Origin of the sequence: Flavobacterium bizetiae (assembly GCF_902804475.1) — a bacterium.
Taxonomy (GTDB): Bacteria; Bacteroidota; Bacteroidia; order Flavobacteriales; family Flavobacteriaceae; genus Flavobacterium; species Flavobacterium bizetiae.
Genome location: NZ_CADCSU010000032.1, coordinates 19,219 through 41,641, shown reverse-complemented (window position 1 = coordinate 41,641; position 22,423 = coordinate 19,219). Strand labels below are relative to the sequence as shown.

The following is a 22,423-nucleotide window of genomic DNA, read 5'->3' as shown; positions in this document are numbered from 1 at the left end:
GTTTGTGCATTTTTTGTCATTTCGACGAAGGAGAAATCTTCGTGAGAAGCTCGACAAAGATTGGATTCTCATTGCGGAGTTACCTTGCGAAGATTTCTCCTTCGTCGAAATGACAAGATTGGGTAGAAATCTAAAATCTACAATCAAAAATCTAAAATAAATTAATGCGCTTCTAACCAATCTTTACCTAAACCAAGTTCAACATCTAAAGGAACGCTCATCATAAATGCATTTTCCATTTCGTGTTTAATCATTGGTTGAATTTTTTCTAGTTCATCATTGTGAACATCGAACACAAGCTCATCATGTACCTGAAGTAACATTTTAGATTTCCAGTTTTCTTCTTTTAATTTTTTATGAATGTTGATCATCGCGATTTTAATAACATCGGCAGCGCTTCCCTGAATTGGTGCGTTTACGGCATTTCTTTCTGCGGCGCTACGAACTACAGCATTTGCAGAATTAATGTCTTTTAAATATCTACGACGACCAAGAATAGTTTGTACGTAACCTTTTTCGCGTGCAAACTCTATTTGTTCATTAATATAGGAACGTAATCTTGGGTATGTTTTGTAATACGCTTCGATCAAGGCAGCACTTTCGCTACGGGATAATGAAGTTTGATTACTTAACCCAAAAGCAGAAACACCATATATAATACCAAAGTTTACCGTTTTGGCATTGCTTCTTTGTTCGCGTGAAACTTCGTCTAACGGTACATCGAATACTTTTGCAGCAGTAGCTTTGTGAATGTCTTCTCCGTTCTGGAAAGCGGCAATCATATTTTCTTCACCACTTAAAGCGGCAATAATTCTTAATTCTATTTGCGAGTAATCGGCAGAGATTAAAGTATGGTTTTCATCGCGAGCGACAAAAGCTTTACGAATCTGGCGGCCTCTTTCAGTACGAATCGGGATATTTTGTAAGTTCGGATTATTAGAACTCAAACGTCCTGTTGCAGCAACAGTTTGCATATAATCAGTATGAACACGCAAAGTTTTTTTGTCTACTTGTTCCGGTAAAGCCAAAATATAAGTACTTTGAAGTTTTACCATCTGACGCCAATCCAGAATTTGTTTTACAATTGGATTGTCGTTCGCCAAATACGTTAAAACTTCTTCGCCAGTCGCATATTGACCAGTTTTGGTTTTCTTTTGTTTAGCTCCGCCAATTTTCATTTTATCAAATAAAATATCTCCTAATTGTTTTGGAGAGGCAAGATTAAATTTCTCACCGGCAGTCTCATATATTTTTTCTTCGAGAGATTTAATCTCAATGTCCATTTCTTTAGACATTACACTTAAAAACTCAACATCTAACCGAATTCCTTCTGTTTCCATGTCGGCTAAAACGCTTACTAACGGAATTTCGATTTCGTCAAATAACTTTTTAGTTTCAGTTTTGTCTAATTCAGTAGTAAAAAGCTCTTTTAATTGTAATGTAATATCGGCATCTTCAGCAGCATATTCCTTGATGTCTTCAAGAGCTACGTCACGCATTGTGATTTGGTTTTTACCTTTTTTGCCAATTAAAGTTTCAATTGATTTTGGAGAATATTTTAAATACGTTTCGGCTAAAATATCCATATTATGACGCATATCCGGATTAATCAAATAATGCGCTATCATCGTATCAAAAAGTTTTCCTTTTACAGCAACGCCATAATTCGAAAGGATTTTGAGATCGTATTTTAAATTCTGACCAATTTTTTCGATGTTTTCATTCTCAAAAAATGGTTTAAATTTATCTACTAAAATCTGAGCTTCTTCCTGACTTTCCGGAAACGGAACGTAAAATGCTTTTCCTTTTTCGTAAGCAAAAGACATTCCTACCAATTCAGCATGCAAAGCATCTAAACCAGTAGTTTCAGTATCAAAACAAACAGCAGTCTGTTTTTGTAAATTTTGAATTAGTAATTTAATTCCTAAATCGCCTTCAATAGCCTGATAGGAGTGAGGTGTATTTTCTAAAGTATTGTAAAATGAAGTTCTTTCTTCAGTGTTTTCATCTGTAGTGGCACCGCCTCCAAAAAGATCAAATTGATCCTCGTTTTTAGGTTGTGGTTTTTTATATAATTTAGGGTCTGCTGACTGTGATGTATTTGCAAGTTCATTTCCGCCACCCACTTTGAATAAATTATCAAATTGTTCTGCCATTCTTCTAAATTCCAATTCCTGAAAAATAGCGTCAGTTTTTTCGATATCAGGACGGGTTAACTCGTAATCATCTTCATTAAAAGTTACCGGGCAATCTAATAATATTGTGGCTAATGTTTTAGAAAGTAATCCTTTCTCTTTGTTAGCTTCGATATTCTCTTTCATTTTTCCTTTCAGCTTATCTGTATTCGCTAAAAGATTTTCCATTGTTCCAAATTCTTTCAAAAGTTTCTTGGCTGTTACTTCTCCAACTCCGGGAAGTCCAGGAATATTATCGGCAGCATCACCCATCATACCCAGAAAGTCAATTACCTGTTCCGGTCTTTCGATTTCAAATTTGGCTAAAACTTCAGGAACACCCCAAATTTCAATACCATTACCCATACGGGCTGGTTTGTACATGAAGATATTCTCTGATACTAATTGTGCAAAATCCTTATCAGGAGTTACCATAAAAACTTTATAGTTCTCTTTTTCGGCTTGTTTGGCAATTGTTCCAATCAAATCATCGGCTTCAAAACCTTCAACCTGAATAATAGGAATGTGCATGGCTTTTAAAAGCTCACATATATAAGGTACGGCAATTTTAATCGCTTCGGGCGTAACGTCGCGATTTGCTTTATATTCAGGGAATATTTCGTTACGTAATTGGCTTCCGCCTTTATCAAAAGCTACAGCCAAATGGTCTGGTTTTTCACGTTTAATAACATCTAAAAGCGAATTCATGAATCCCATGATCGCTGATGTATCCATTCCTTTTGAATTAATTCGCGGATTTTTTATAAAGGCATAATAACCACGAAAAATTAGTGCATAAGCATCGAGAAGAAAAAGACGTTTTTGAGTTGACATAAAAAAAATATTAGTCTGTAAAAATAAACAATTGGGTTTCAAAAATTAATCAAAAAAGAAATTTTTTACCATATAAGTAATATAAGTTCATTTTAGCAGTACGCATTCTCTAGAGACGCACTGCATTGTAGAGACGCACAGCAGTGCGTCTAAAATTTCATTGATAAAATTAAATGAACTTATATTACTTATATGGTGAAAAAAGCACCAATAGTTAATGTCAAGTTAAAATAGTTATGATCAGGAATTTCTTCATTTTGTCTTCATATTACAGGGGTACATTTGATCTATAAAATAAAAGGAATTAATTTTTTAAATAATAGAAATCATGAGAAATTTATTGATGTTATTAGTGGCAGTTTTAGGCACAAGTGTAATGGTTAGTGCGTTTCCTGCAAAAGATGTTAAAGCAACTCCTGCAAAAGAAGTTAAAGCAACAAAACATCCAAAAACCAAATCTGATAAAAAAGTAAAATCAGAAAAAAGCGAAGCTGCTAAAGTAGAGACTGCTAAAGTAAAAAAATAAGAAAAGGTTATTATAAAACAAAAGGTTAATTAATTTAAAAATTTAGAAATCATGAAAAAATTATTGATGTTATTAGTAACAGTTTTAGGAACAACTGCAATGGTAAGTGCTCAAACAACTCCAGCTCCGGCAGCGCCTGCAAAAGAAGTTAAAGCAACAAAACACCACAAAAATAAAGCTGATAAAAAAGCAAAAACAGAAGTTCCAAAAGCAGAGGCAGCTAAAGTAAAATAATAGAAATTGTTTTCGTTTTGCTTTCGAAGAATTGTAAAGGAGGCAAAACAGAAGTAATGATTATGAGAATGCAGATGGCGAAAGCTGATAAAGAAATTTATCAGCTTTTTTTGATTCGTTAATTTTTTTAATATTGCGCAATATTTTTTTTAGAATTGCTTAAATTTAGTTGCGCTTAAACGCTGTATTATGAATATTCTAATTGTTGAAGATAATAAAGAACTTGCCGTAGAGGTTTATGATTTTTTGTGCAACGTAGGTTACGTTTGCAAGATTGCTCATAATTGCAGCGATGCTCTTGAAGAGGTAAATAGTAACGATTATGATGCGATGCTTCTTGATCTTGGCTTGCCTGACGGAGATGGATTTGAGGTTTTGCAAACAGTTCGAAAAACAAAATCAAAAATTGCGGTTATTGTGCTTACGGCCAGAGGAGAGCTAGACGACAGAATAAATGGACTGCATTTGGGAGCCGATGATTATTTGACGAAACCTTTTGCGCTAACAGAACTTAGTGCGAGATTATTTGCTGTAATTCGAAGAATTCATGGTTTTACCGTGAACAGTTTGAGTATTCATGGTTTTTTGTTGCAGCTTCAGGATTATAAAGTGAGTTACGATAATATTCCGATCAGTCTTACCAAAAAGGAATTTGATATTTTTCAGTATTTAGTGCTGAACAAAAATCGCGTAATTACCAGATTACAATTAACCGAACATATTTGGGGCGATATTCTCGAAGTAAATTCAGATTCTAATTTTATTGATGTTCATGTTCGAAATCTTCGAAAAAAACTAGACAAACATACCGCAATAGATTGGTTTGAAACCGTTAGAAACGTTGGTTATCGTATTAATGAGTAAATAAAAACATTGTGAAGATAAAGCATCAATTGGCTATTTTTAATGCGCTAACCAGATTGTTAGTGATTTTGGTTTTATGGCTAATGTTGCCCATTCTGGTTGAAAATGTTGTTTACCGACATATTAATAATGGATTGCTGGAGAAGAAACAAAAGTTCATACAGCATTTGGATCGAAATGAAATTGATGATTTTATAGAAAATGAAGACGATTCGACTGAAACCTACTCGCAATTTTCTACACTACATAGTGAGTTTTTGGTACTTTCTAAATCTTCTGTAAAAAAAGCAAATCAAAAGAAAGCTGTTTTTACCAATGAATACCGTATTATAGAAGGAGAAGAAAATGAGTATCGCATTCTTCAATATCATTTTACATACGATAATCAGGGATATCAACTCGAAATAGGAAGTAGTCTTGGTGAAGTAAAGGATCTTACATTTATTATCAGGTTCTTTATTATAATTGTCTTTGTGGTTATTTTGCTGATTACTTTTTTGGCAGATACTTTTTATATTGAATATTTACTAAAACCTTTCTACAAAATTATTGATACGAAAATAAGGCGTGTCAACGAGCCTGAAGCTTTTGATCATACACCCATAAAAGCAAGATCGAGAGATTTTAGGGAACTTGATTTTGTTTTAAATCAGATGATGGATCGTATTGCGGAACTTTTTAAAAAAGAAAAACAGTTTATATCAAATGTTTCGCATGAATTGTTAACGCCTATTGCGTTGCTTAAAAACAAGTTCGAGAATTTGCTTCAAAATGATTCTTTAGATGATAATGCTTTTGATAAAATTGCGGGTTCATTGCGAACTCTTGATATGCTAAAAAAAATCATCAATAATTTATTGCTGATTTCCAGAATCGAAAACAATCAGTACGAAGCAAATGAAGAGGTAAATTTTCATGAGATTGTTACAGATCTTCAGGAAGATTTGCAAGATCGAATTGATGATAGAGAAATTCAGTTTTTAAATAAAATGGAGCATGATTTTTCCTTTACAGGAAATAAAACCCTTATTCATATTTTGATTTATAACCTGGTAACGAACGCAATAAAGTACAATAAACCGAACGGAAGTATTATAGTTACAGATGGTTTTGTAGAGGAACGTTATTTTATTTCGATAGCAGATTCCGGAATTGGGATGAATGCTTCTCAAATCGAAAAAATATTCAGCAGGTTTGCCAGAATTAGTTCAGATCAGGAAGGGCAGGGATTAGGGCTTGCTATTGCTGATAGTATTGCCTCTTTTCATCATATCGAGATAAAGGTTTCTTCGGCTCCTGATGAAGGTACAACCTTTGTATTGCTGTTTCCTGAAATCATAAAACACAATTAAACGTTAATTTTTTCAAAGTAGTGCAATCTTCATTTTGTCTTCATTTAGCGTATATATCTTTGAGGTATAATAAATGAAAATAATAATAATAATCATAAACACTTCAATCATGAAAAAATTAGTAATGTTAGCAGTAGCTGTTTTAGGAACAACTGCAATGGTAAGCGCTCAAACAACTCCAGCACAAACAACTCCGGCAAAAGAAGCAAAAGCTCCTAAAAAAGAGAAAAAAGCAGACAAAAAAGCTAAAAAAGCTGAAGTTAAAGCAGAAGCAGCTAAACCAGAAGCTAAAAAATAAAACAATACAGGTTTGATGTAAACCGTGTTGTGGATTATAAAGGTTTTAAAAAATTTGGTAGAGAAAAAGCTGGTAGAGAAATCTATCAGCTTTTTGTTCTTATTGAGTTAAATTTTTGATAATAAAAACCATTTGAAATTTCATTCTTTGTTACTTTGCTTAAAACTATAAATAATGATCATTCGTTTTATAATTCTATGTGCTCTTTTTTTATTTATTGAGTTCTATTCTTATCAAGCCTTTCGTACCTTAGTGAAATTGAGATGGGTTTTGGTGAGTTATCAAATTATAAGTTTACTGCTTTTAATTTTTATCATTTACTCTTTTACGCAATTTGATCGTTCTGTTGGGCAAACCAAGCAAACCATGTTTACAATGGGGTTGATGTTATTGGTTTATGTGCCAAAAATAGTTTTGACACTTGTGATGTTTGGAGAAGATATTTTTAGAATAGGAGCAAGTATCCTGAATTATTTCATGTATAACACGCCGCGTTCTGAGATGATGCCAAACAGGCGAAAATTTGTGAGTCAGATAGCATTAGGTTTGGCTGCTGTTCCTTTTTTATCGCTGATTTACGGAATTTTTGAAGGTAAATATAATTTTAAAGTTTTCAGGCAGACGATTTATTTTCCTGATTTACCGGACGCTTTTGATGGGTTTAAAATTACTCAGATTTCAGACGTTCATAGCGGAAGTTTTGATAATCCGGACAAAATAAATTATGCCATTGATTTGATTAATGAGCAAGAGGCAGATATGATTTTATTTACCGGAGATATTGTAAATACTCATGCTAAAGAAATGCATCCGTGGTTGGAGACTTTTAATAGAATAAAAGATTATAAATACGGGAAGTTTTCAGTTTTAGGAAATCATGATTACGGCGAATATGTAACGTGGCCTTCTGAAAAAGAAAAAGACGAAAACTTCAAAGAAATTAAAAATCTTTACGGACAAATAGGTTTTGAGCTTTTGTTAAATGAGCATACTTACATTCAAAAAGGCGATGATAAAATCGCGCTGATTGGAGTAGAGAATTGGGGGCACAATTTTAAAAAGGCCGGAGATTTAAATAAAGCCTCTCAAAATGTGCATCAGGACGATTTTAAAGTCTTAATGAGTCATGATCCGAGTCATTGGGAGTATGAGATTAAAAATCATCCTAAAAACTTTCATTTGACTTTAGCAGGTCATACACATGGAATGCAGTTTGGAATTGAAATTCCGGGATATTTTAAGTGGAGTCTGGCGCAGTACATTTATAAACAATGGGCAGGATTATACGAAAATGTTGGCCGATACGTTTATGTAAATCGCGGATTTGGTTTTCACGCTTATCCGGGGCGAGTAGGTATAATGCCTGAAATAACAGTGATTGAACTAAAAAAAGGGAACAATGTGGCTTAATTCGTTAAAAATGCTACATTTGTATATAATTATCTCTTTTTAACAGAATAAAAAAGAATTAAATTTTTGGTTTTATGTCAAAATTTGGAGAACTTATAAATGCTCAGGTTCCGGTGTTAATTGATTTTTACACAGATTGGAACGAATCATCTGTATCGATGCATCCTGTTATTAAGGATGTTGCGGCTGCGCTAGGCGATAAAGCCAAAGTGATTAAGATTGATGTAGATAAAAATCAGGAGCTTGCAGAAGCTTTACGTATAAAAGGATTGCCTACTTTAATGATTTATAAAGAAGGGCAAATGATCTGGAGACAATCCGGAGAACTTGATGCCAATACCATTATCGGAATTGTCCAGGAACAATTCAATCAATAAAATACTACTTTTTGTTTGAGGTTATTTAGTGAATAATGTCAAATGTATAGCCATTTTCCTTTAAAAAGTGTAAAGTTTTAGGCAAGGCAAACTTTAAATTAGGTGACGCTTTTATGCTGTCATGAAACACAATTACGCTTCCTGATTTTACATTTTTAGTAACATTTTCAAGGCACTTTTCAGGAGTAATCGTCTGATCAAAATCAGCGCTTAAAACATCCCACATAATAATCTTATACCCCAATTTTCTTAGGATTTTAGATTGTGCTTTTTTAATTTTCCCGTAAGGCGGGCGAAATATAAGGTTGCATGTTTTTTCTTCTTCTAAAACGGCAGCACAATTCTTAACGTTTTCAATATAGTCATCATTGTTGCTTTTCCATCCATTAACATGGTTCATGGTATGATTTCCTATTGCGTGTCCGTCTGTAAGAAGTTTTTCGAATAAAGCTAAATTGGCTTTTATGTTTTTTCCGATACAAAAGAAAGTAGCCTTTGCATCAAACTTTTTCAATTCAGATAAAACCCAGTCTGTAATCTCGGGAGTTGGGCCATCATCAAAGGTTAGGTATATTTTCTTTTCGTTGTTTGGAATGTCCCAACAATATTTAGAAAATACCCTTTTGATGAATGAATTTGTTTTTACCCAATAAAAGCTCATTTTAATTTGTTTTACAGATATGTAAAAATAAAAAATGCAGCGCTATTTATCAAGTTGCGCTGCATTTTTTTAATTGCTATGTTTTTCGTATATTATTATTCTTTTTCTCTTCCAAAACGTTCAAAGACATTTACATAAGTATTAAATGTTACTTTGTGTTTTTCGTAGAAAGCAAGATCTTTATTTTCTTTCATAACTTGTAGCAAGCTTCTGTAACGCTCAATGTCAGTAATGATATCAATTGCTAAATCGCTTTGGTCGCCAGGTGTTAAAGTCGCATAATAATTTAACTCCTCTTTGTATTTATTTACTAGTTTGTTTAGTAAATCATGTGCTTTGGCAGTTTCTCCAACTTTATAATATCCTCCTGCAAATGGTTCTACTAAAGAGTAGTATCCAAATTTATCCAGAGGCATTTTTGTTATTGCTAAGTTGATAATGTTTTTGGCTTTATCAATTTTACCTTCTGCAATAAGTTGGTTCATTAAGCGTGATAAGTTTGTACGGTATGTGATACTGTTTCTTCTGGTTTCAGGATCGTGATAAATGTTACCATTACTATTTCCCCAATCCCATTTCATTACAATATCATACATTTTATCAGCATCAATTTGTCCCATATCCATTGGTCCGCCATCTTTTGAAGGCTTGTTTCTAATAGGAACTAATTTGTAAACCATTCCGTCTAGCTGTAAATAATCTTTCAACCATAAATAATCTTCGTCGTCAAAAGCGCCTCCACTAAAATAAATTGGTCTTTTCCAGTTATTGTTCGCTAAGATATCCAGCATCATTAAACGGTTTTTGTACAACGCACTTCCTTTAATGTCAATATCCATATAAGGAACAATAGAGTCGTTGTATTTTGGATTAACGACTTTGTTTTTAATAATGGTTGCTTTATCAACGTTAAGTCTGATTTTATTTGTTGGATAAAAATGAATTGTTTGTCCGTTTTGCAAACCTACAGTTGATTTTGGATTCTTGATAAAATCAATAAAATCAGTGATGTTCCAACGTGTTTCAATTTTAGGAATATGAGCAACATAATCTAAATTATCCCCTACATACTGATCATGTGTGAAAGATATTGGTAAAGGATCAGACTCGTAAGCTTTTGCTTTCATTTGATCAATGTACCAGTCTGTCATAAATAAACTTGTATTTACGATTTTAACATCAGTTCTAATACCTTCAATTTCCTGAGCATACCATAGCGGGAACGTATCATTGTCTCCAATGGTAAATAAAATGGCATTTTTGTCGCAAGAATTTAAGTATGCTTTTGCCATTGCAACGGCAGTATATTTTCCTGATCTGTCGTGATCATCCCAGTTTTGAGATGCCATTAAAACAGGAGCTGCCAGTAAACTTGCAGCGATAACAACCGGACCTGCAATTTTAGGAGCAATGTATTTTTGAATTGTTTCGTAGAGTGAATAAACTCCAAAACCTATCCAGATTGCAAATACATAAAAAGATCCTACAAGTGCATAATCTCTTTCTCGAGGTTCGAATGGTCTTTCGTTCAGGTATATTTTTAATGCGATTCCGGTAAATAAAAATAACGCCAGAAGTACATAAAAGCTCTTAAGGTCTTTGTTGGCATGGTACATTAATCCGATAAGACCTAAAATAAATGGTAAGAAGAAATAAACGTTTCTTCCTTTGTTGTTTAAAACGTCTGACGGTAAATTGTCCTGAGAACCAAGGTGTAGAGAATCAAGTGCTTTGATTCCGCTGATCCAGTTTCCGTCAAGATTATCGTATTTCCCCTGAACATCACTTTGGCGTCCAACGAAATTCCACATTAAATATCTCCAGTACATGTATCCAAATTGGTATTCGAACATGAAGCTGAAATTATCTACAGTAGTTGGTTTTTCGATAATTAAATAATCGCCATAGCTTTTTAAGAACTTAACGTAACCTTCGTTATCAATTTGTTTTTGAGCATACGCATTTCTGAATTCAGAAATTGTTTTTTCAACCTCATTACGCAATTGTGCTGTGGCTTTGTTGTATTCTTCTTCGGTTAACTGGCTTGCGTCAATTCCGTATTTTCCTAAATCCTGTTCGTAATCGTAGTTAGGATTTATTTTGAATTTAGGAGGGTTTGTAAAACTGATATAGTTTTGAATATGTCCTGTTTCAGTACTCCACATTCTTGGCAAAATCGCTTTTTGATTGTCGTCTGAATTTTGACTGGCGTTTTTATAATTATTGGTAATAATATATTTACCTGTTTTGTAATCTCTCTCGTAGTTAGGTTTTTTGTCTGAGTATGGATTTTTTGCATCAAGACCGGCAAAAACTTCTGTGTACTGAGGTCCATAAAATAAAGGGTTTACACCGTATTGTTCACGGTTATAATAGGCTAAAACTTCGGCAGCATCAGATGGTTTGTTTTCGTTAATTACAGGATTTGCATTCGCACGAACCGGTAACATCATCCAGGTTGAGAAACCAATAAAGATAAATAAGATGCAAAGAATTATAGTGTTATAGAAAACTAAGCCTTTTTGTTTTGTAAATTTTAATCCAAAATAAAAGAAAGCAATTAAAACCAATGCTACGAATATAGTTCCTGAGTTAAATGGCAGTCCAATGTTGTTTACCATGAAAACCTCAGTATCAGCAAATGCTTCCATAGTTAATGGTAAAAGCAATTTGAAGATGAATAATAAAATACCAATTACTACAACATTGGCAATAAGAAAGTTTTTGATAGTAACTTTTTCATAATGTTTAAAGTAGTAAAGAAAACCTATTGAAGGAATAGTCAATAAAGCCATAAAGTGAACTCCAAAAGAAAGTCCTACAACTAAAGAGATTACTAATAACCATTTGTTTCCTTTAGGTTTGTCCATGTCTTGTTCCCAACGAAGACCAAGCCAGAAAAGTAATGCAATCAATAGAGAAGCCATGGCGTAAACTTCAGCTTCAACGGCATTAAACCAGAAACTGTCAGAGAATGTATAGGCTAGAGCTCCAACAAAAGAACTTCCTAATATTACAATAGAATTGTTTTGATTGATTTCTGAAAAACGTTCTATAATCTTTTTCAAAATCATAGACGAAGACCAAAACATAAATAGAATAGTAAAGGCACTTGAGAAAACAGACATCATATTTACCATTACAGCGACATGTTGTGCATCTATGGCAAACATGGCAAAAAATGCGCCCATCATCTGGAATAAAGGAGCCCCGGGAGGGTGACCAACTTCTAGTTTAGCTGCTGTGGCAATATATTCGCCACAATCCCAGAAGCTCATAGTTGGTTCAACAGTTAATGTATAGGTAGTTAAAGCGATTGCAAATGCAAACCAACCAATAATTGTATTCCATTTATTGAAATTGAATTGTGCCATATTTAGGTGTTATAATTATGTGTATTTTCTATCTTACAAAGAAAATGTTTTTTTGTTGAAAGAGAAGAGCATTAACATAAAATTCTACAAAAGTATTTGTTTGGAGTAATGTATTGTTTGTGAAATACTTGTGAAATCATTACGAGTTGGAGAGAAAGAAAAATGAAAAAAAATGATTTTTTTTAATGAAAAAGTTTGCGCAAACTAAAAAAAGCTCTAAATTTGCACTCGCTTAACAGCAACGCTGGTCTATGGTGTAATGGTAACACAACTGTTTTTGGTGCAGTCTTTCAAGGTTCGAGTCCTTGTAGACCAACATAAAAAGCCTCTCTACCGAGAGGCTTTTTTATTCAAAAAAAAAGTTGTGCAAACTAAAAAAAGCTTTAAATTTGCATTCGCGTAAGCATTATTATTGGTCTATGGTGTAATGGTAACACAACTGTTTTTGGTGCAGTCTTTCAAGGTTCGAGTCCTTGTAGACCAACATAAAAAGCCTCTCAATCGAGAGGTTTTTTTTATGGAATAAATTTTAAGAAAAAATCTCAATTTTTAAATCCCAAATTCCAAATTTCTGGAACGGGTAGGGAATGGGTAGGTTTTATGAAATTTATTTTACGTCTATACTCCGTGGTTTTACGCTTGGGAACTAGAATTATAACGGCTTCTAAGTTTGTGCAGTTTGGAATTTGGAATTTAAAAATTGGAATTTTTGCTTTCCGTTATTATTTCGAAAATAAAGAAGACGGAACAATGCCGAATTTCTTTTTGAATGAAAATGAAAAATGAGATAAGTCTTCAAAGCCAACGCCAATATAAACTTCTGATGGTGGTCTTCCTTGGTTAATTAGGTAATAAGCTTCTTGCAATCTTTTATTTAAAAGCCATTTTCCGGGTGTTTCCTGAAACACTTTTTGAAAATCTCTTTTAAAAGTGGCCAAACTTCTTCCGGTGAGATACGCAAAACGGGTAAGATGTACATTGAAATGGAAGTTTTTATTCATGAATGCTTCTAAGTCAATTTTGCCAGGCTCATTAAAATCAAATAAGATATCTTTCAATTCAGGATTTACTTTAAGTAAAAGGTGAACGGCTTCTTTTATTTTTAAATGAAAAAGAGCTTCGTTGTTTTCTTGTTCTACTTCGAGATAAGAAATCAGTGATTCCATAAAAGATTTGTAAAGCGGATTTGGAGCCAATGAAATCATGGCTTCAGAATCTGTTTTTTTGTTGATTTTAAAGTTGTATTCGGCACTAATTTCGCGCAGGATTTCCTGATCTAAGAAAAGTGATATGGTTTTGAATTCACCTCCTTCGGGCGGAATCTTGACGAATTTTGCTAAATGATTTCTTCTGCTAAAACGAAAATCTCCTTCTTTTGAAGTATAAGTGTTCTTGCTGTCGGAAGCAATCATTTCTCCTGAAATCTGATAGCTAAATACGTGTTCGGGTATGAAATTCTCGCCTTCGCGACTACGAGAATAGTAACAGGAGTAGAGTATTTGGGGTTTTGTTGTTGATTTTGCTGTCATAATGTAAAGTTACTAAAAGATCCGGAAATCTTTGTAAAAGAAGATTTTCCGGATCTTTGTTTTTTATCGAATTAATGCTTTTGGTTCGAGATAAGCTTCAAGTCCCATTATTCCGAATTCTCTGCCTATTCCGGATTGTTTAAATCCTCCAAACGGAGCCATAGGATCATGTCCCATTCCGTTTATTTGTACACGTCCTGCATTTATTTGAGAGGCAATTTTATGAGCTCTTTTTTCATCTGATGAACTTACATAAGCTTGTAATCCGTAGGTGGTATCGTTGGCGATTTCGACTGCTTCTTCTTCGGTTTTGTATGTTATAACAGATAAAACTGGTCCGAAAATTTCTTCTCTGGCAATTCGCATTTGATTGTTTGCATTGACAAAAACGGTTGGTTTTACAAAATTTCCTTTTTCTAATCCTTCGGGTTTTCCTAAGCCTCCTGTTAAAATTTCTGCACCTTCGTTAATCCCGGTCTGAATATAGCTTTGAACGCGTTCGTATTGTTTTGCGCTTACCATAGGTCCAACTGCAGTGGTTTCGTTTTTTGGGTCGCCAACAATAGTGTTTGAAATAACTTCTTTGATTAGTTCTTTGACTTCTTCAAGTCGGTTTTCAGGAACTAATAATCGTGTTCCGGCAATACAGGCCTGTCCGCTATTCATATAAGCAGCGATTATAGCAAGCGGAATTGCTTCTGAAAAATTAGCGTCGTCAAGAATGATATTAGGAGATTTTCCGCCCAGTTCAAGAGTAACTCTTTTCATGGTTTCAACCGCTTCTTTTGCAATAATTTTTCCCACATTCGTAGATCCGGTAAAAGAGATTTTGGCAATATCCGGATTGCGGCTTATTTCAGCTCCAACTATTTCTCCTAATCCGTTTACGATATTAAAAACACCTTTTGGTAATCCTGCCTCGTGAAGACATTCTGCGATTAATTGCGTTTGTTGTGCGCTCATTTCGCTTGGTTTTATTACAGTCGTACATCCTGCTACAATTGCAGTCGATAATTTACTGCATATAAAACCATTGCTTGAATTCCATGGAATAATGATTCCTACTACGCCAAGCGGTGTCATCTGAACTTCAGATTCTCCCATTGTTTTGGTAAAGTTGTAAGTGTTTAGTAAGTTAATTGCAGACTCAAAACCTTTTAGCATGTAGTCGTAACTAATGGTTACAAATTGGCGTGTTCCTCCGTACTCTTCAATCATTACATCGATAAATTCTTCTTTTCTTTTTTCGATAGAAGCCTGAATGTTTTTTAAATATTGAATTCTTTCGGCTGTTGTGGTTTTAGAAAAAGTTTTAAAAGCTTCTTTGGCAGCTGCAATAGCATTTTGTGTGTCTTTTTGATTTCCTAAAAGCACTTTTCCAAGTTTTTCATTTGTAGTTGGGCTTATTAAATCAAAATATTCTGTTCCTTGTGGAGTGATAAATTCTCCGTTAACGTAAATCTTGTCTATTGTTTTCATGTTGTATTGTTTGTGATTTTTATTTGACAAAGATCTTGATTAACTACGCTGTTGACTTTGTTGGAAAGCTCAAAGTAACTTTGTTAAAAAGCTCATGAAAAAATATTTTTCTTTACAGGGTAGGTTGGTGATGATTATAAAGAAAAAGCCTCTCGATTGAGAGGCTTTAGTATATGATTTATTTAGGTTTTAAATTTTAAATGTAATTACGGGTTTTACGGCATGATTTACTAATCCTTCGCTAATACTTCCGTTAAAGAAGTGGGCGAATCCGGTTCTTCCGTGTGTGCACATTCCTATAATGTCTGCATTTATACTGTTAGAAAAGTTGATAATTCCTTTTTCGATATTAGTATCGTTGTAAATATGTGTTTGATAATTGCTAAGGTTAAATTCAGTTGTAAAATCATTCATTGCTTTTTCTGCTACATGAGTTGGTTTAAAACTGTTAGGAGTGCAAATTGTAACAAGGTGTATTTTTGCTTCAAAAAGTTTGCTTAGGTTTACAAATTTTTCAAACGGCTTTTTCGTTTCGTCAGAAAAATCCGAAGCAAAAACAATATTTGAAGCATTGAAATTTGTAATGCCTTTTTTGATCACTAAAACCGGGATTTCTGAATTGCGAACTACTTTTTCAGTGTTAGAACCAATTAATAATTCTTCGATTCCTGATGAGCCATGAGATCCCATAACAATCAAATCTACTTCATGATCTTTGCTAACTTGTGTGATGCCATGAATAGGCTTGTCCATCTTTACAATTTCGGTTATCGAAATTCCGTCCAGATACGGTCTTGATGAGACTTCGTCAAGCATTTCATTCGCTTTTTTCATAAAAAGCATCGTTTCAGGAATGCTTGCTCCTCCTAAAACAGCATCGTTCATTTGGCTTGGTAATTCAAGCATGTGTAAGATGATAATCTCAGAATTGTTTTTTTGGGCAATTTGTGCAGCAACTTTTAAGGCGTTTTCGGCATGTTCAGAAAAGTCGGTAGGTACTAGAATTCGTTTCATAGTTTTTGGGTTAAATAATGTGAAATTCTGTTGTTTTAATGCTATTATAAAGATAAGAAATATTTTTAGAGCAATCTATTTATTTTGATTTATAAAAAAAACACTATATTTGCACCGTTATTTATTAAAATCTAAATAATGAGGGGACTAAGTGTCCCCTCTTTTTATAAAATTATGACATTTAAAGAAAAAGTAAACGGATTAATAGCAGAGGCTCTTTTAGAAAAGCCCTCAATCTTTTTGATTGATCTGGCTATCTCAGACTCTTTCAAGATTAGTGTAGGTTTAGACGGTGATAATGGAGTGGCGTTGCAGGATTGTATTGACATAAGTCGTGCAATCGAGAATAATCTGGATCGTGAAGAGCAGGATTTTTCGCTTGAAGTAGCATCGGTTGGAGTAGGATCACCATTGAAAATGACAAGGCAATACAAGAAAAATATTGGTAGAACATTGATTGTTACTACAAATAATGAAAAAATTGAAGCAGAATTAGTAGAAGCTAACGATGTTTTTATAATTTTGTCTTGGAAGGCAAGAGAACCGAAAAAAGTAGGAAAAGGAAAAGAAACAGTTCAAAAAGAGCAACAAATACCTTATACAGAAATTAAAGAGGCAATTGTTACAGTAACATTTTAATTAAAGAATTCGCATGGAAAATTTAGCATTAATCGATTCATTCTCAGAGTTTAAAGATAATAAACTTATTGATCGTGTAACGCTTATGGCAATTTTAGAGGACGTGTTTAGAAATGCATTAAAGAAAAAATACGGTTCTGATGATAACTTCGATATTATCATAAATCCTGATAAAGGAGATATGGAGATATGGAGACGAAGAGTAATTGTTGCTGACGAAGATCTTGATTTTGAGAACGAAGAAATTACCTTGACTGAAGCAAGAATGATCGAAGCGGATTTTGAAATAGGTGAAGAAGTTTCTGAAGAAGTTAAATTGATCGATTTAGGAAGAAGAGCTATTTTAGCTTTACGCCAAAACCTTATATCTAAAATTCACGAACACGATAATACAAATCTTTATAAACAATTTAAAGATATTATTGGTGATATTTATACTGCAGAAGTGCACCATGTTCGCCCAAGAGTTGTAATTTTGGTCGATGATGAAGGAAATGAAATTGTGCTTCCAAAAGAAAAACAAATTCCGTCTGACTTTTTCCGTAAAGGAGATAACGTTCGTGGAATCATTGAAAGCGTTGAATTGAAAGGAAATAAACCTCAAATTATTATGTCTAGAACTTCTGAGAAGTTTTTAGAGAAATTGTTTGAACAAGAAATTCCTGAAGTATTCGATGGTTTGATTACTGTTAAAAATGTAGTGCGTATTCCAGGAGAGAAAGCAAAAGTAGCGGTAGATTCTTATGATGATAGAATTGATCCTGTTGGAGCTTGTGTGGGTATGAAAGGATCTCGTATTCACGGAATTGTTCGTGAGTTAGGAAACGAAAATATCGACGTAATCAACTATACAAGTAATATTCAATTGTTTATTACAAGAGCATTAAGCCCTGCAAAAGTTTCTTCAATCAAAATTGATGAAGAAAACAAAAGAGCTGAAGTTTTCTTGAAATTAGAAGAAGTTTCTAAAGCAATTGGTAGAGGTGGTCATAATATAAAATTAGCGGGTCAGCTAACAGGCTACGAGCTAGATGTTATCAGAGAAGGTGATGTTGCTAGTGGCGAAGATGATGACGTTGAATTAACTGAGTTTTCAGATGAAATTGAAGGCTGGGTTATCGAAGAATTTGCAAAAATTGGTTTGGATACAGCTAGAAGTATCTTGAAGCAAGAAGTAGAAGATTTAGTAAGAAGAACAGATTTAGAAGAGGAAACAATTCTTGATGTTATGAAAATACTAAAAGAAGAGTTTGATAGCTAGTTATCTGCTCTAACAACACAACGAAAAAGGTAATAATAAAAAGGTTATATGTCTGAAGAGAGAGTAATAAGAATAAACAAGGTTTTAAGGGAATTAAATATTTCGTTAGAAAGAGCTGTTGATTATCTAAAAGATAAGGGAATTGCTATTGATGCAAATCCAAATGCGAAAATTTCTGATAGCGAATTTAATATCCTACAAAGCCAATTTGCGGGCGATAAGGGGAACAAAGAAGCTTCTAAAGAAGTTGGTGAAGAGAAAAGAAAAGAAAAAGAAGCTTTGCGTGTAGAACGTGAAAAAGAAATTGAAGACAAACGCAGACAAGACGAAGAGCGCCAAAAGCAACAAGAGATTATAAAAGCGAGAGCTGTTGTAACCGGACCTGTTCAAGTTGGTAAAATTGATTTAAATCCAAAGAAACCTACTGTTGTTTCTCCTCCTGCTGAAGAACCAGCTAAGGTAGAAGAGCCAAAAGTTGTTGTTGCTCCAGCTCAACCAGAAAAACCTGTTCAAAAAGAAGTTGTACAGCCTGAGCCAGTGGCTCCTGTAGTTTCTGAAGAGAAAAAGGTAGAAAAACCTATTATTACAGAGAAAAAAGAAGTTAAAGAAGTAAAAGTAGAAACTCCAAAAGTTGCTCAGGAACCGGTTATTTCAACTGATCCTACAACTGCAGAGGAAACGATTACTACACAATATCAAAAATTATCTGGAACTACTCTTACAGGGCAAACAATTGACTTGTCTCAATTTAATAAGCCTAAGAAAAAGAAAGAAGATCCAAAGATAACTCCTAATAAACCAGGAACTCCGGGAGCCGGAAATAACGCGAATAAAAATAAGCGTAAAAGAATTGCTCCTAAACCGGGAACTCCGGGTGCGCCAAAACCTGCTACAGGTAATGCGCCAGGAACTCCAAACCCTAATAAAATTACACCAAATACTGGTGGTGGAGGTTTTAATGCTAACAGAAGCGCTAGACCAGGTTTCGTAAAAGGAAACCGTCCTGCAATTGTTGCTAAAGTTGAGCCTACTGAAGAGGAAGTAAAAAACCAAATTAGAGAGACTCTTGAAAAACTTCAGGGTAAAGGTGGAAAATCAAAAGCTGCTAAATACAGAAGGGATAAGAGAGATACGCACCGTCAGAAATCTGATGAAGAGCAAAGAGCACTTGACGAAGGAAGTAAAACTATTAAGGTTACTGAGTTTGTTACTGTAGGTGAAATTGCAATCATGATGGATGTGCCGATTACTAAAGTAATTGGAACTTGTATGTCTCTTGGTATCATGGTAACCATGAACCAGCGTTTAGATGCTGAAACATTAACTATTGTAGCTGACGAGTTTGGTTATGAAGTTGAGTTTATCACAGTTGATATCGAAGATGCTATTGAAGTAGTAGAAGATAAAGAAGAAGATTTAGTAGTTAGAGCACCGATTGTTACTGTAATGGGTCACGTCGATCACGGTAAAACATCTTTACTGGATTATATCCGTAAAGAAAATGTTATTGCTGGTGAGTCTGGAGGTATTACACAACACATTGGAGCTTACGGAGTAACTTTAGATAATGGTCAAAAAATCGCATTCTTAGATACACCGGGTCACGAGGCGTTTACCGCGATGCGTGCACGTGGAGCTCAGGTTACCGATATCGCTATTATCGTTGTTGCGGCGGATGATGACATCATGCCACAAACAAAAGAAGCAATCTCTCACGCACAAGCTGCGGGGGTGCCAATTATATTTGCAATCAATAAAATTGATAAACCAAATGCTAATGTTGAAAAAATCAAAGAGCGTTTGGCTAGTATGAATTTACTTGTTGAAGATTGGGGTGGAAAAATTCAGTCACATGATATTTCTGCAAAAGTTGGAACAGGAGTAAAAGAATTATTAGAAAAAGTTTTATTAGAAGCTGAAATCTTAGACTTAAAAGCAAATCCAAATAAAGCGGCTCAGGGAACTGTAGTTGAGGCTTTCTTAGATAAAGGAAAAGGATATGTTTCTACAATTTTAGTTCAACAAGGAACATTGAAAATTGGAGATTACATGTTGGCTGGTAAACATCATGGTAAGATTAAAGCTATGCATGATGAAAGAGGGCATACTGTTCTTGAAGCAGGACCGTCAACTCCGGTATCTGTATTAGGTTTAGATGGTGCTGCAACTGCAGGTGATAAATTCAATGTATTTGAAGATGAAAAAGAAGCAAAACAAATTGCCTCTAAACGTTCTCAATTAATGCGTGAACAATCTGTACGTACGCAACGTCATATTACACTTGATGAAATTGGTCGTCGTATCGCACTTGGTCAGTTTAAAGAATTGAACGTGATCCTTAAAGGAGACGTGGATGGATCTGTTGAAGCATTATCAGATTCGTTCTCTAAACTTTCTACTGAAGAAGTTCAAATTAATATCATACATAAAGGTGTTGGAGCAATTACTGAAACTGACGTTATGTTGGCTTCTGCTTCTGATGCGATCATTATCGGATTTAATGTTCGTCCTGCTGGAAATGCAAGACAGTTGGCTGATAAAGAAGAAATCGATATCCGTTACTATTCTATTATCTATGCTGCTATCGATGACTTGAAAGATGCGATGGAAGGAATGTTAGCTCCTGAGATGAAAGAAGAAGTTTTAGGAACTGCTGAGATCCGTGAGATCTTCAAAATTTCTAAAGTTGGTTCGATTGCAGGTTGTATGGTGATGGATGGTAAAATCATGAGATCTTCTAAAATTAGAGTTATCAGAGAAGGAGTAGTGGTGCATACAGGAGAACTTGTTGCATTGAAACGTTTCAAAGATGATGTTAAAGAAGTTTCTAAAGGTTATGATTGTGGTATTCAAATTAAAGGTTACAACGACATCGAAGAAAGAGATGTTATTGAAGCATACCATGAAGTTGCAATTAAAAAGAAATTGAAATAATATTCAATAATTATATTTTAAAGTCCCAATGAAAATTGGGACTTTTTTTGTGGTTAATTTTTGATGAAAGGGGCTTTTAAGATTGATTTTATAATTAAATAAGAATATAACTAGTTTTAAATTTTAATGTTATTTTTGATAAAAAATATTTTGATATGAAACGATTATTATACGCTGTTGTTATTTTTATAAGTATTTCTGCTTCGTCTTTTTCTCAGGAAGCTGTAGCGAAGAAAGGTCCGCCGGCAGGTAATGCTGCCGTTGGTGATTATTATGGAGCTGATGTGTCTAAAACATCTGAGGCTAAAGCAATTTCGGTTGAAGCATTAGAAGGAAAGTTAAAACAGGACAAAAAGGCGGAGAATGTTATTGTAAAAGGTGAGGTGACAGATGTGTGTCCTAAAAAAGGATGCTGGGTAACTCTTAAAACTGATGATGGTTCTTCATTTTTTGTAAAAATGAAAGATTATGGCTTTTTTGTGCCTACTGCATTAAAGGGAAAAAATGTTATTTTGGAAGGTGTTGCCGAAAAAGAAATAACATCTGTAGAAGAACTTAAACATTATGCTAAAGATGCTAAAAAGCCACAATCAGAGATTGATGCTATTACTTTACCAAAAGAAGAAATAAGGTTTCTGGCAAAAGGTATAAAGGTGGTGAACTAGCTTGTTGGGTTAGAATACCAATTTTATAATTGTATTGTAAAGCTTCAATGTTTAATTGGAGCTTTTTTGTTTGTAGAGTATTGTTTAAGTGTATAATGAATTCCTTTTGTTGTTAAGAATTGGCTTGGTAATTACGCAAAGTAATATGGTCTAATTTGATGTACTGTTAGGGTTTTTGGTATAAGGCGAGTGTTTATTGAAGTAAATAAAGATGTATGCGCCTTGTTTGAAAATCGGGTTATTATCGAATAGGTGGGTTGTTTATCCCTGTTAAACGAGGATTTTTTATATGTTTTAGATTTTATCAATAAAAAAAGCGAGATATAATCTCGCTTTTGTGTGTTTAATGGATGTTTTTATTTGCTTGGCTTTATTAAAAAGACGCTTTTATATCTCTTTTTTATCTCGGCAAGATTTCGTTCGGCTTCTATTCGGGTTTTGAAATTACCTACCATGACCTTATAGTTGGGTGTATTGAAAATTATTGTTCCGTCTATGGTGTTAAATTCTCTTTTAAAATCCGATAACGTTTTCTTTGCTTCTTCGCTTTTGCCGCTAAATATTTGAATTTTGTAAGTATCGTTTGTGTTTATTGACGTGTTAATTTTTCGTTTTTCACTCAATAATTGGTCAAATTTAGGATCTTGATTTACTATTAAATTTTGGTCTTGAGCATTAATATTATATGCTAATGTGAACATTGTTAGTGTTAAGAAAACTCTTTTTGAAGGGGTTAAAATTCTCATAATGTGATGGTTTTTACGCGAAATTACTATTTAAAGTTTGTATATAAAATTT

The 22,423-nt window shown here is 33.9% G+C and carries 18 protein-coding genes and 2 tRNA genes; 13 read left to right on the top strand and 7 right to left on the bottom strand.

What is annotated here, in order from left to right:
* Nucleotides 1-161 precede the first annotated feature (161 nt).
* Nucleotides 162-3,008: a DNA polymerase I gene (polA, locus tag FLACOL7796_RS02140; protein ID WP_173969192.1), complete on the bottom strand. Its 2,847-nt coding sequence runs from the start codon at nucleotides 3,006-3,008 to the stop codon at nucleotides 162-164.
* Nucleotides 3,009-3,336: 328 nt separating this feature from the next.
* Here polA and FLACOL7796_RS02135 point away from each other — a divergent pair, with 328 nt between their 5' ends.
* The 7 genes from FLACOL7796_RS02135 (at nucleotide 3,337) to FLACOL7796_RS02105 (ending at nucleotide 8,069) form a co-directional block, all read left to right on the top strand.
* A complete protein-coding gene (locus FLACOL7796_RS02135) occupies nucleotides 3,337-3,534 on the top strand; it encodes a hypothetical protein (RefSeq protein WP_173969191.1) in 198 nt (65 codons plus the stop codon).
* Between the two features lie 51 nt (nucleotides 3,535-3,585).
* Nucleotides 3,586-3,768: a hypothetical protein gene (locus FLACOL7796_RS02130; protein ID WP_173969190.1), complete on the top strand. Its 183-nt coding sequence runs from the start codon at nucleotides 3,586-3,588 to the stop codon at nucleotides 3,766-3,768.
* A 189-nt stretch (nucleotides 3,769-3,957) separates the two neighbouring features.
* The gene (locus FLACOL7796_RS02125; RefSeq protein WP_173969189.1) at nucleotides 3,958-4,632 is read left to right on the top strand and encodes a response regulator transcription factor; all 675 of its coding nucleotides are present in this window, start codon (nucleotides 3,958-3,960) and stop codon (nucleotides 4,630-4,632) included.
* 11 nt (nucleotides 4,633-4,643) lie between these two features.
* On the top strand, nucleotides 4,644-5,984 hold the full coding sequence (locus FLACOL7796_RS02120; RefSeq protein WP_232067270.1) for a sensor histidine kinase: 1,341 nt from the start codon (nucleotides 4,644-4,646) through the stop codon (nucleotides 5,982-5,984).
* A 109-nt stretch (nucleotides 5,985-6,093) separates the two neighbouring features.
* Nucleotides 6,094-6,282: a hypothetical protein gene (locus FLACOL7796_RS02115; RefSeq protein ID WP_065448131.1), complete on the top strand. Its 189-nt coding sequence runs from the start codon at nucleotides 6,094-6,096 to the stop codon at nucleotides 6,280-6,282.
* A gap of 174 nt (nucleotides 6,283-6,456) precedes the next feature.
* Nucleotides 6,457-7,692 (top strand): metallophosphoesterase, encoded by a 1,236-nt coding sequence (locus FLACOL7796_RS02110; protein WP_173969188.1) that lies wholly within the window; start codon nucleotides 6,457-6,459, stop codon nucleotides 7,690-7,692.
* Between the two features lie 74 nt (nucleotides 7,693-7,766).
* Nucleotides 7,767-8,069 (top strand): thioredoxin family protein, encoded by a 303-nt coding sequence (locus FLACOL7796_RS02105; RefSeq protein ID WP_026728605.1) that lies wholly within the window; start codon nucleotides 7,767-7,769, stop codon nucleotides 8,067-8,069.
* A 25-nt stretch (nucleotides 8,070-8,094) separates the two neighbouring features.
* Here the strand turns inward: FLACOL7796_RS02105 and FLACOL7796_RS02100 are convergent, their stop codons facing one another.
* Together FLACOL7796_RS02100 and FLACOL7796_RS02095 are read right to left on the bottom strand one after the other, a co-directional pair.
* Entirely contained in the window at nucleotides 8,095-8,730 is a 636-nt protein-coding gene (locus FLACOL7796_RS02100; protein ID WP_173969187.1) for a polysaccharide deacetylase family protein, read from the bottom strand.
* A gap of 95 nt (nucleotides 8,731-8,825) precedes the next feature.
* Entirely contained in the window at nucleotides 8,826-12,104 is a 3,279-nt protein-coding gene (locus FLACOL7796_RS02095; RefSeq protein WP_173969186.1) for a glycosyltransferase family 117 protein, read from the bottom strand.
* 245 nt (nucleotides 12,105-12,349) lie between these two features.
* Here FLACOL7796_RS02095 and FLACOL7796_RS02090 point away from each other — a divergent pair.
* Together FLACOL7796_RS02090 and FLACOL7796_RS02085 are read left to right on the top strand one after the other, a co-directional pair.
* Nucleotides 12,350-12,420, top strand: a tRNA-Gln gene (locus tag FLACOL7796_RS02090).
* A gap of 97 nt (nucleotides 12,421-12,517) precedes the next feature.
* A tRNA-Gln gene (locus FLACOL7796_RS02085) sits at nucleotides 12,518-12,588 on the top strand.
* A 238-nt stretch (nucleotides 12,589-12,826) separates the two neighbouring features.
* On the opposite strand, the gene FLACOL7796_RS02080 is transcribed toward FLACOL7796_RS02085, so the two are convergent.
* The 3 genes from FLACOL7796_RS02080 to FLACOL7796_RS02070 form a co-directional block, all read right to left on the bottom strand.
* Nucleotides 12,827-13,633, bottom strand: a complete 807-nt coding sequence (locus tag FLACOL7796_RS02080) for a helix-turn-helix domain-containing protein (RefSeq protein WP_173969185.1) — start codon at nucleotides 13,631-13,633, stop codon at nucleotides 12,827-12,829.
* A 63-nt stretch (nucleotides 13,634-13,696) separates the two neighbouring features.
* Complete coding sequence (locus FLACOL7796_RS02075; RefSeq protein ID WP_173969184.1) at nucleotides 13,697-15,112, bottom strand: aldehyde dehydrogenase family protein; 1,416 nt, start codon at nucleotides 15,110-15,112, stop codon at nucleotides 13,697-13,699.
* A 189-nt stretch (nucleotides 15,113-15,301) separates the two neighbouring features.
* Entirely contained in the window at nucleotides 15,302-16,126 is an 825-nt protein-coding gene (locus FLACOL7796_RS02070) for a universal stress protein (protein ID WP_173969183.1), read from the bottom strand.
* Nucleotides 16,127-16,300: 174 nt separating this feature from the next.
* Here FLACOL7796_RS02070 and rimP point away from each other — a divergent pair, with 174 nt between their 5' ends.
* The 4 genes from rimP to FLACOL7796_RS02050 all read left to right on the top strand — a co-directional run bounded on the left by rimP (nucleotide 16,301) and on the right by FLACOL7796_RS02050 (nucleotide 21,625).
* Entirely contained in the window at nucleotides 16,301-16,765 is a 465-nt protein-coding gene (rimP, locus tag FLACOL7796_RS02065) for a ribosome assembly cofactor RimP (protein ID WP_173969182.1), read from the top strand.
* A gap of 13 nt (nucleotides 16,766-16,778) precedes the next feature.
* On the top strand, nucleotides 16,779-18,026 hold the full coding sequence (gene nusA / locus FLACOL7796_RS02060) for a transcription termination factor NusA (protein ID WP_041516381.1): 1,248 nt from the start codon (nucleotides 16,779-16,781) through the stop codon (nucleotides 18,024-18,026).
* Between the two features lie 48 nt (nucleotides 18,027-18,074).
* The gene (infB, locus tag FLACOL7796_RS02055; RefSeq protein ID WP_173969181.1) at nucleotides 18,075-20,960 is read left to right on the top strand and encodes a translation initiation factor IF-2; all 2,886 of its coding nucleotides are present in this window, start codon (nucleotides 18,075-18,077) and stop codon (nucleotides 20,958-20,960) included.
* A 155-nt stretch (nucleotides 20,961-21,115) separates the two neighbouring features.
* Nucleotides 21,116-21,625, top strand: coding sequence for a DUF4920 domain-containing protein (locus FLACOL7796_RS02050; RefSeq protein WP_173969180.1), 510 nt, complete (start codon nucleotides 21,116-21,118; stop codon nucleotides 21,623-21,625).
* 356 nt (nucleotides 21,626-21,981) lie between these two features.
* Here the strand turns inward: FLACOL7796_RS02050 and FLACOL7796_RS02045 are convergent, their stop codons facing one another.
* Nucleotides 21,982-22,371: an SPOR domain-containing protein gene (locus FLACOL7796_RS02045; protein WP_173969179.1), complete on the bottom strand. Its 390-nt coding sequence runs from the start codon at nucleotides 22,369-22,371 to the stop codon at nucleotides 21,982-21,984.
* Nucleotides 22,372-22,423 lie beyond the last annotated feature (52 nt).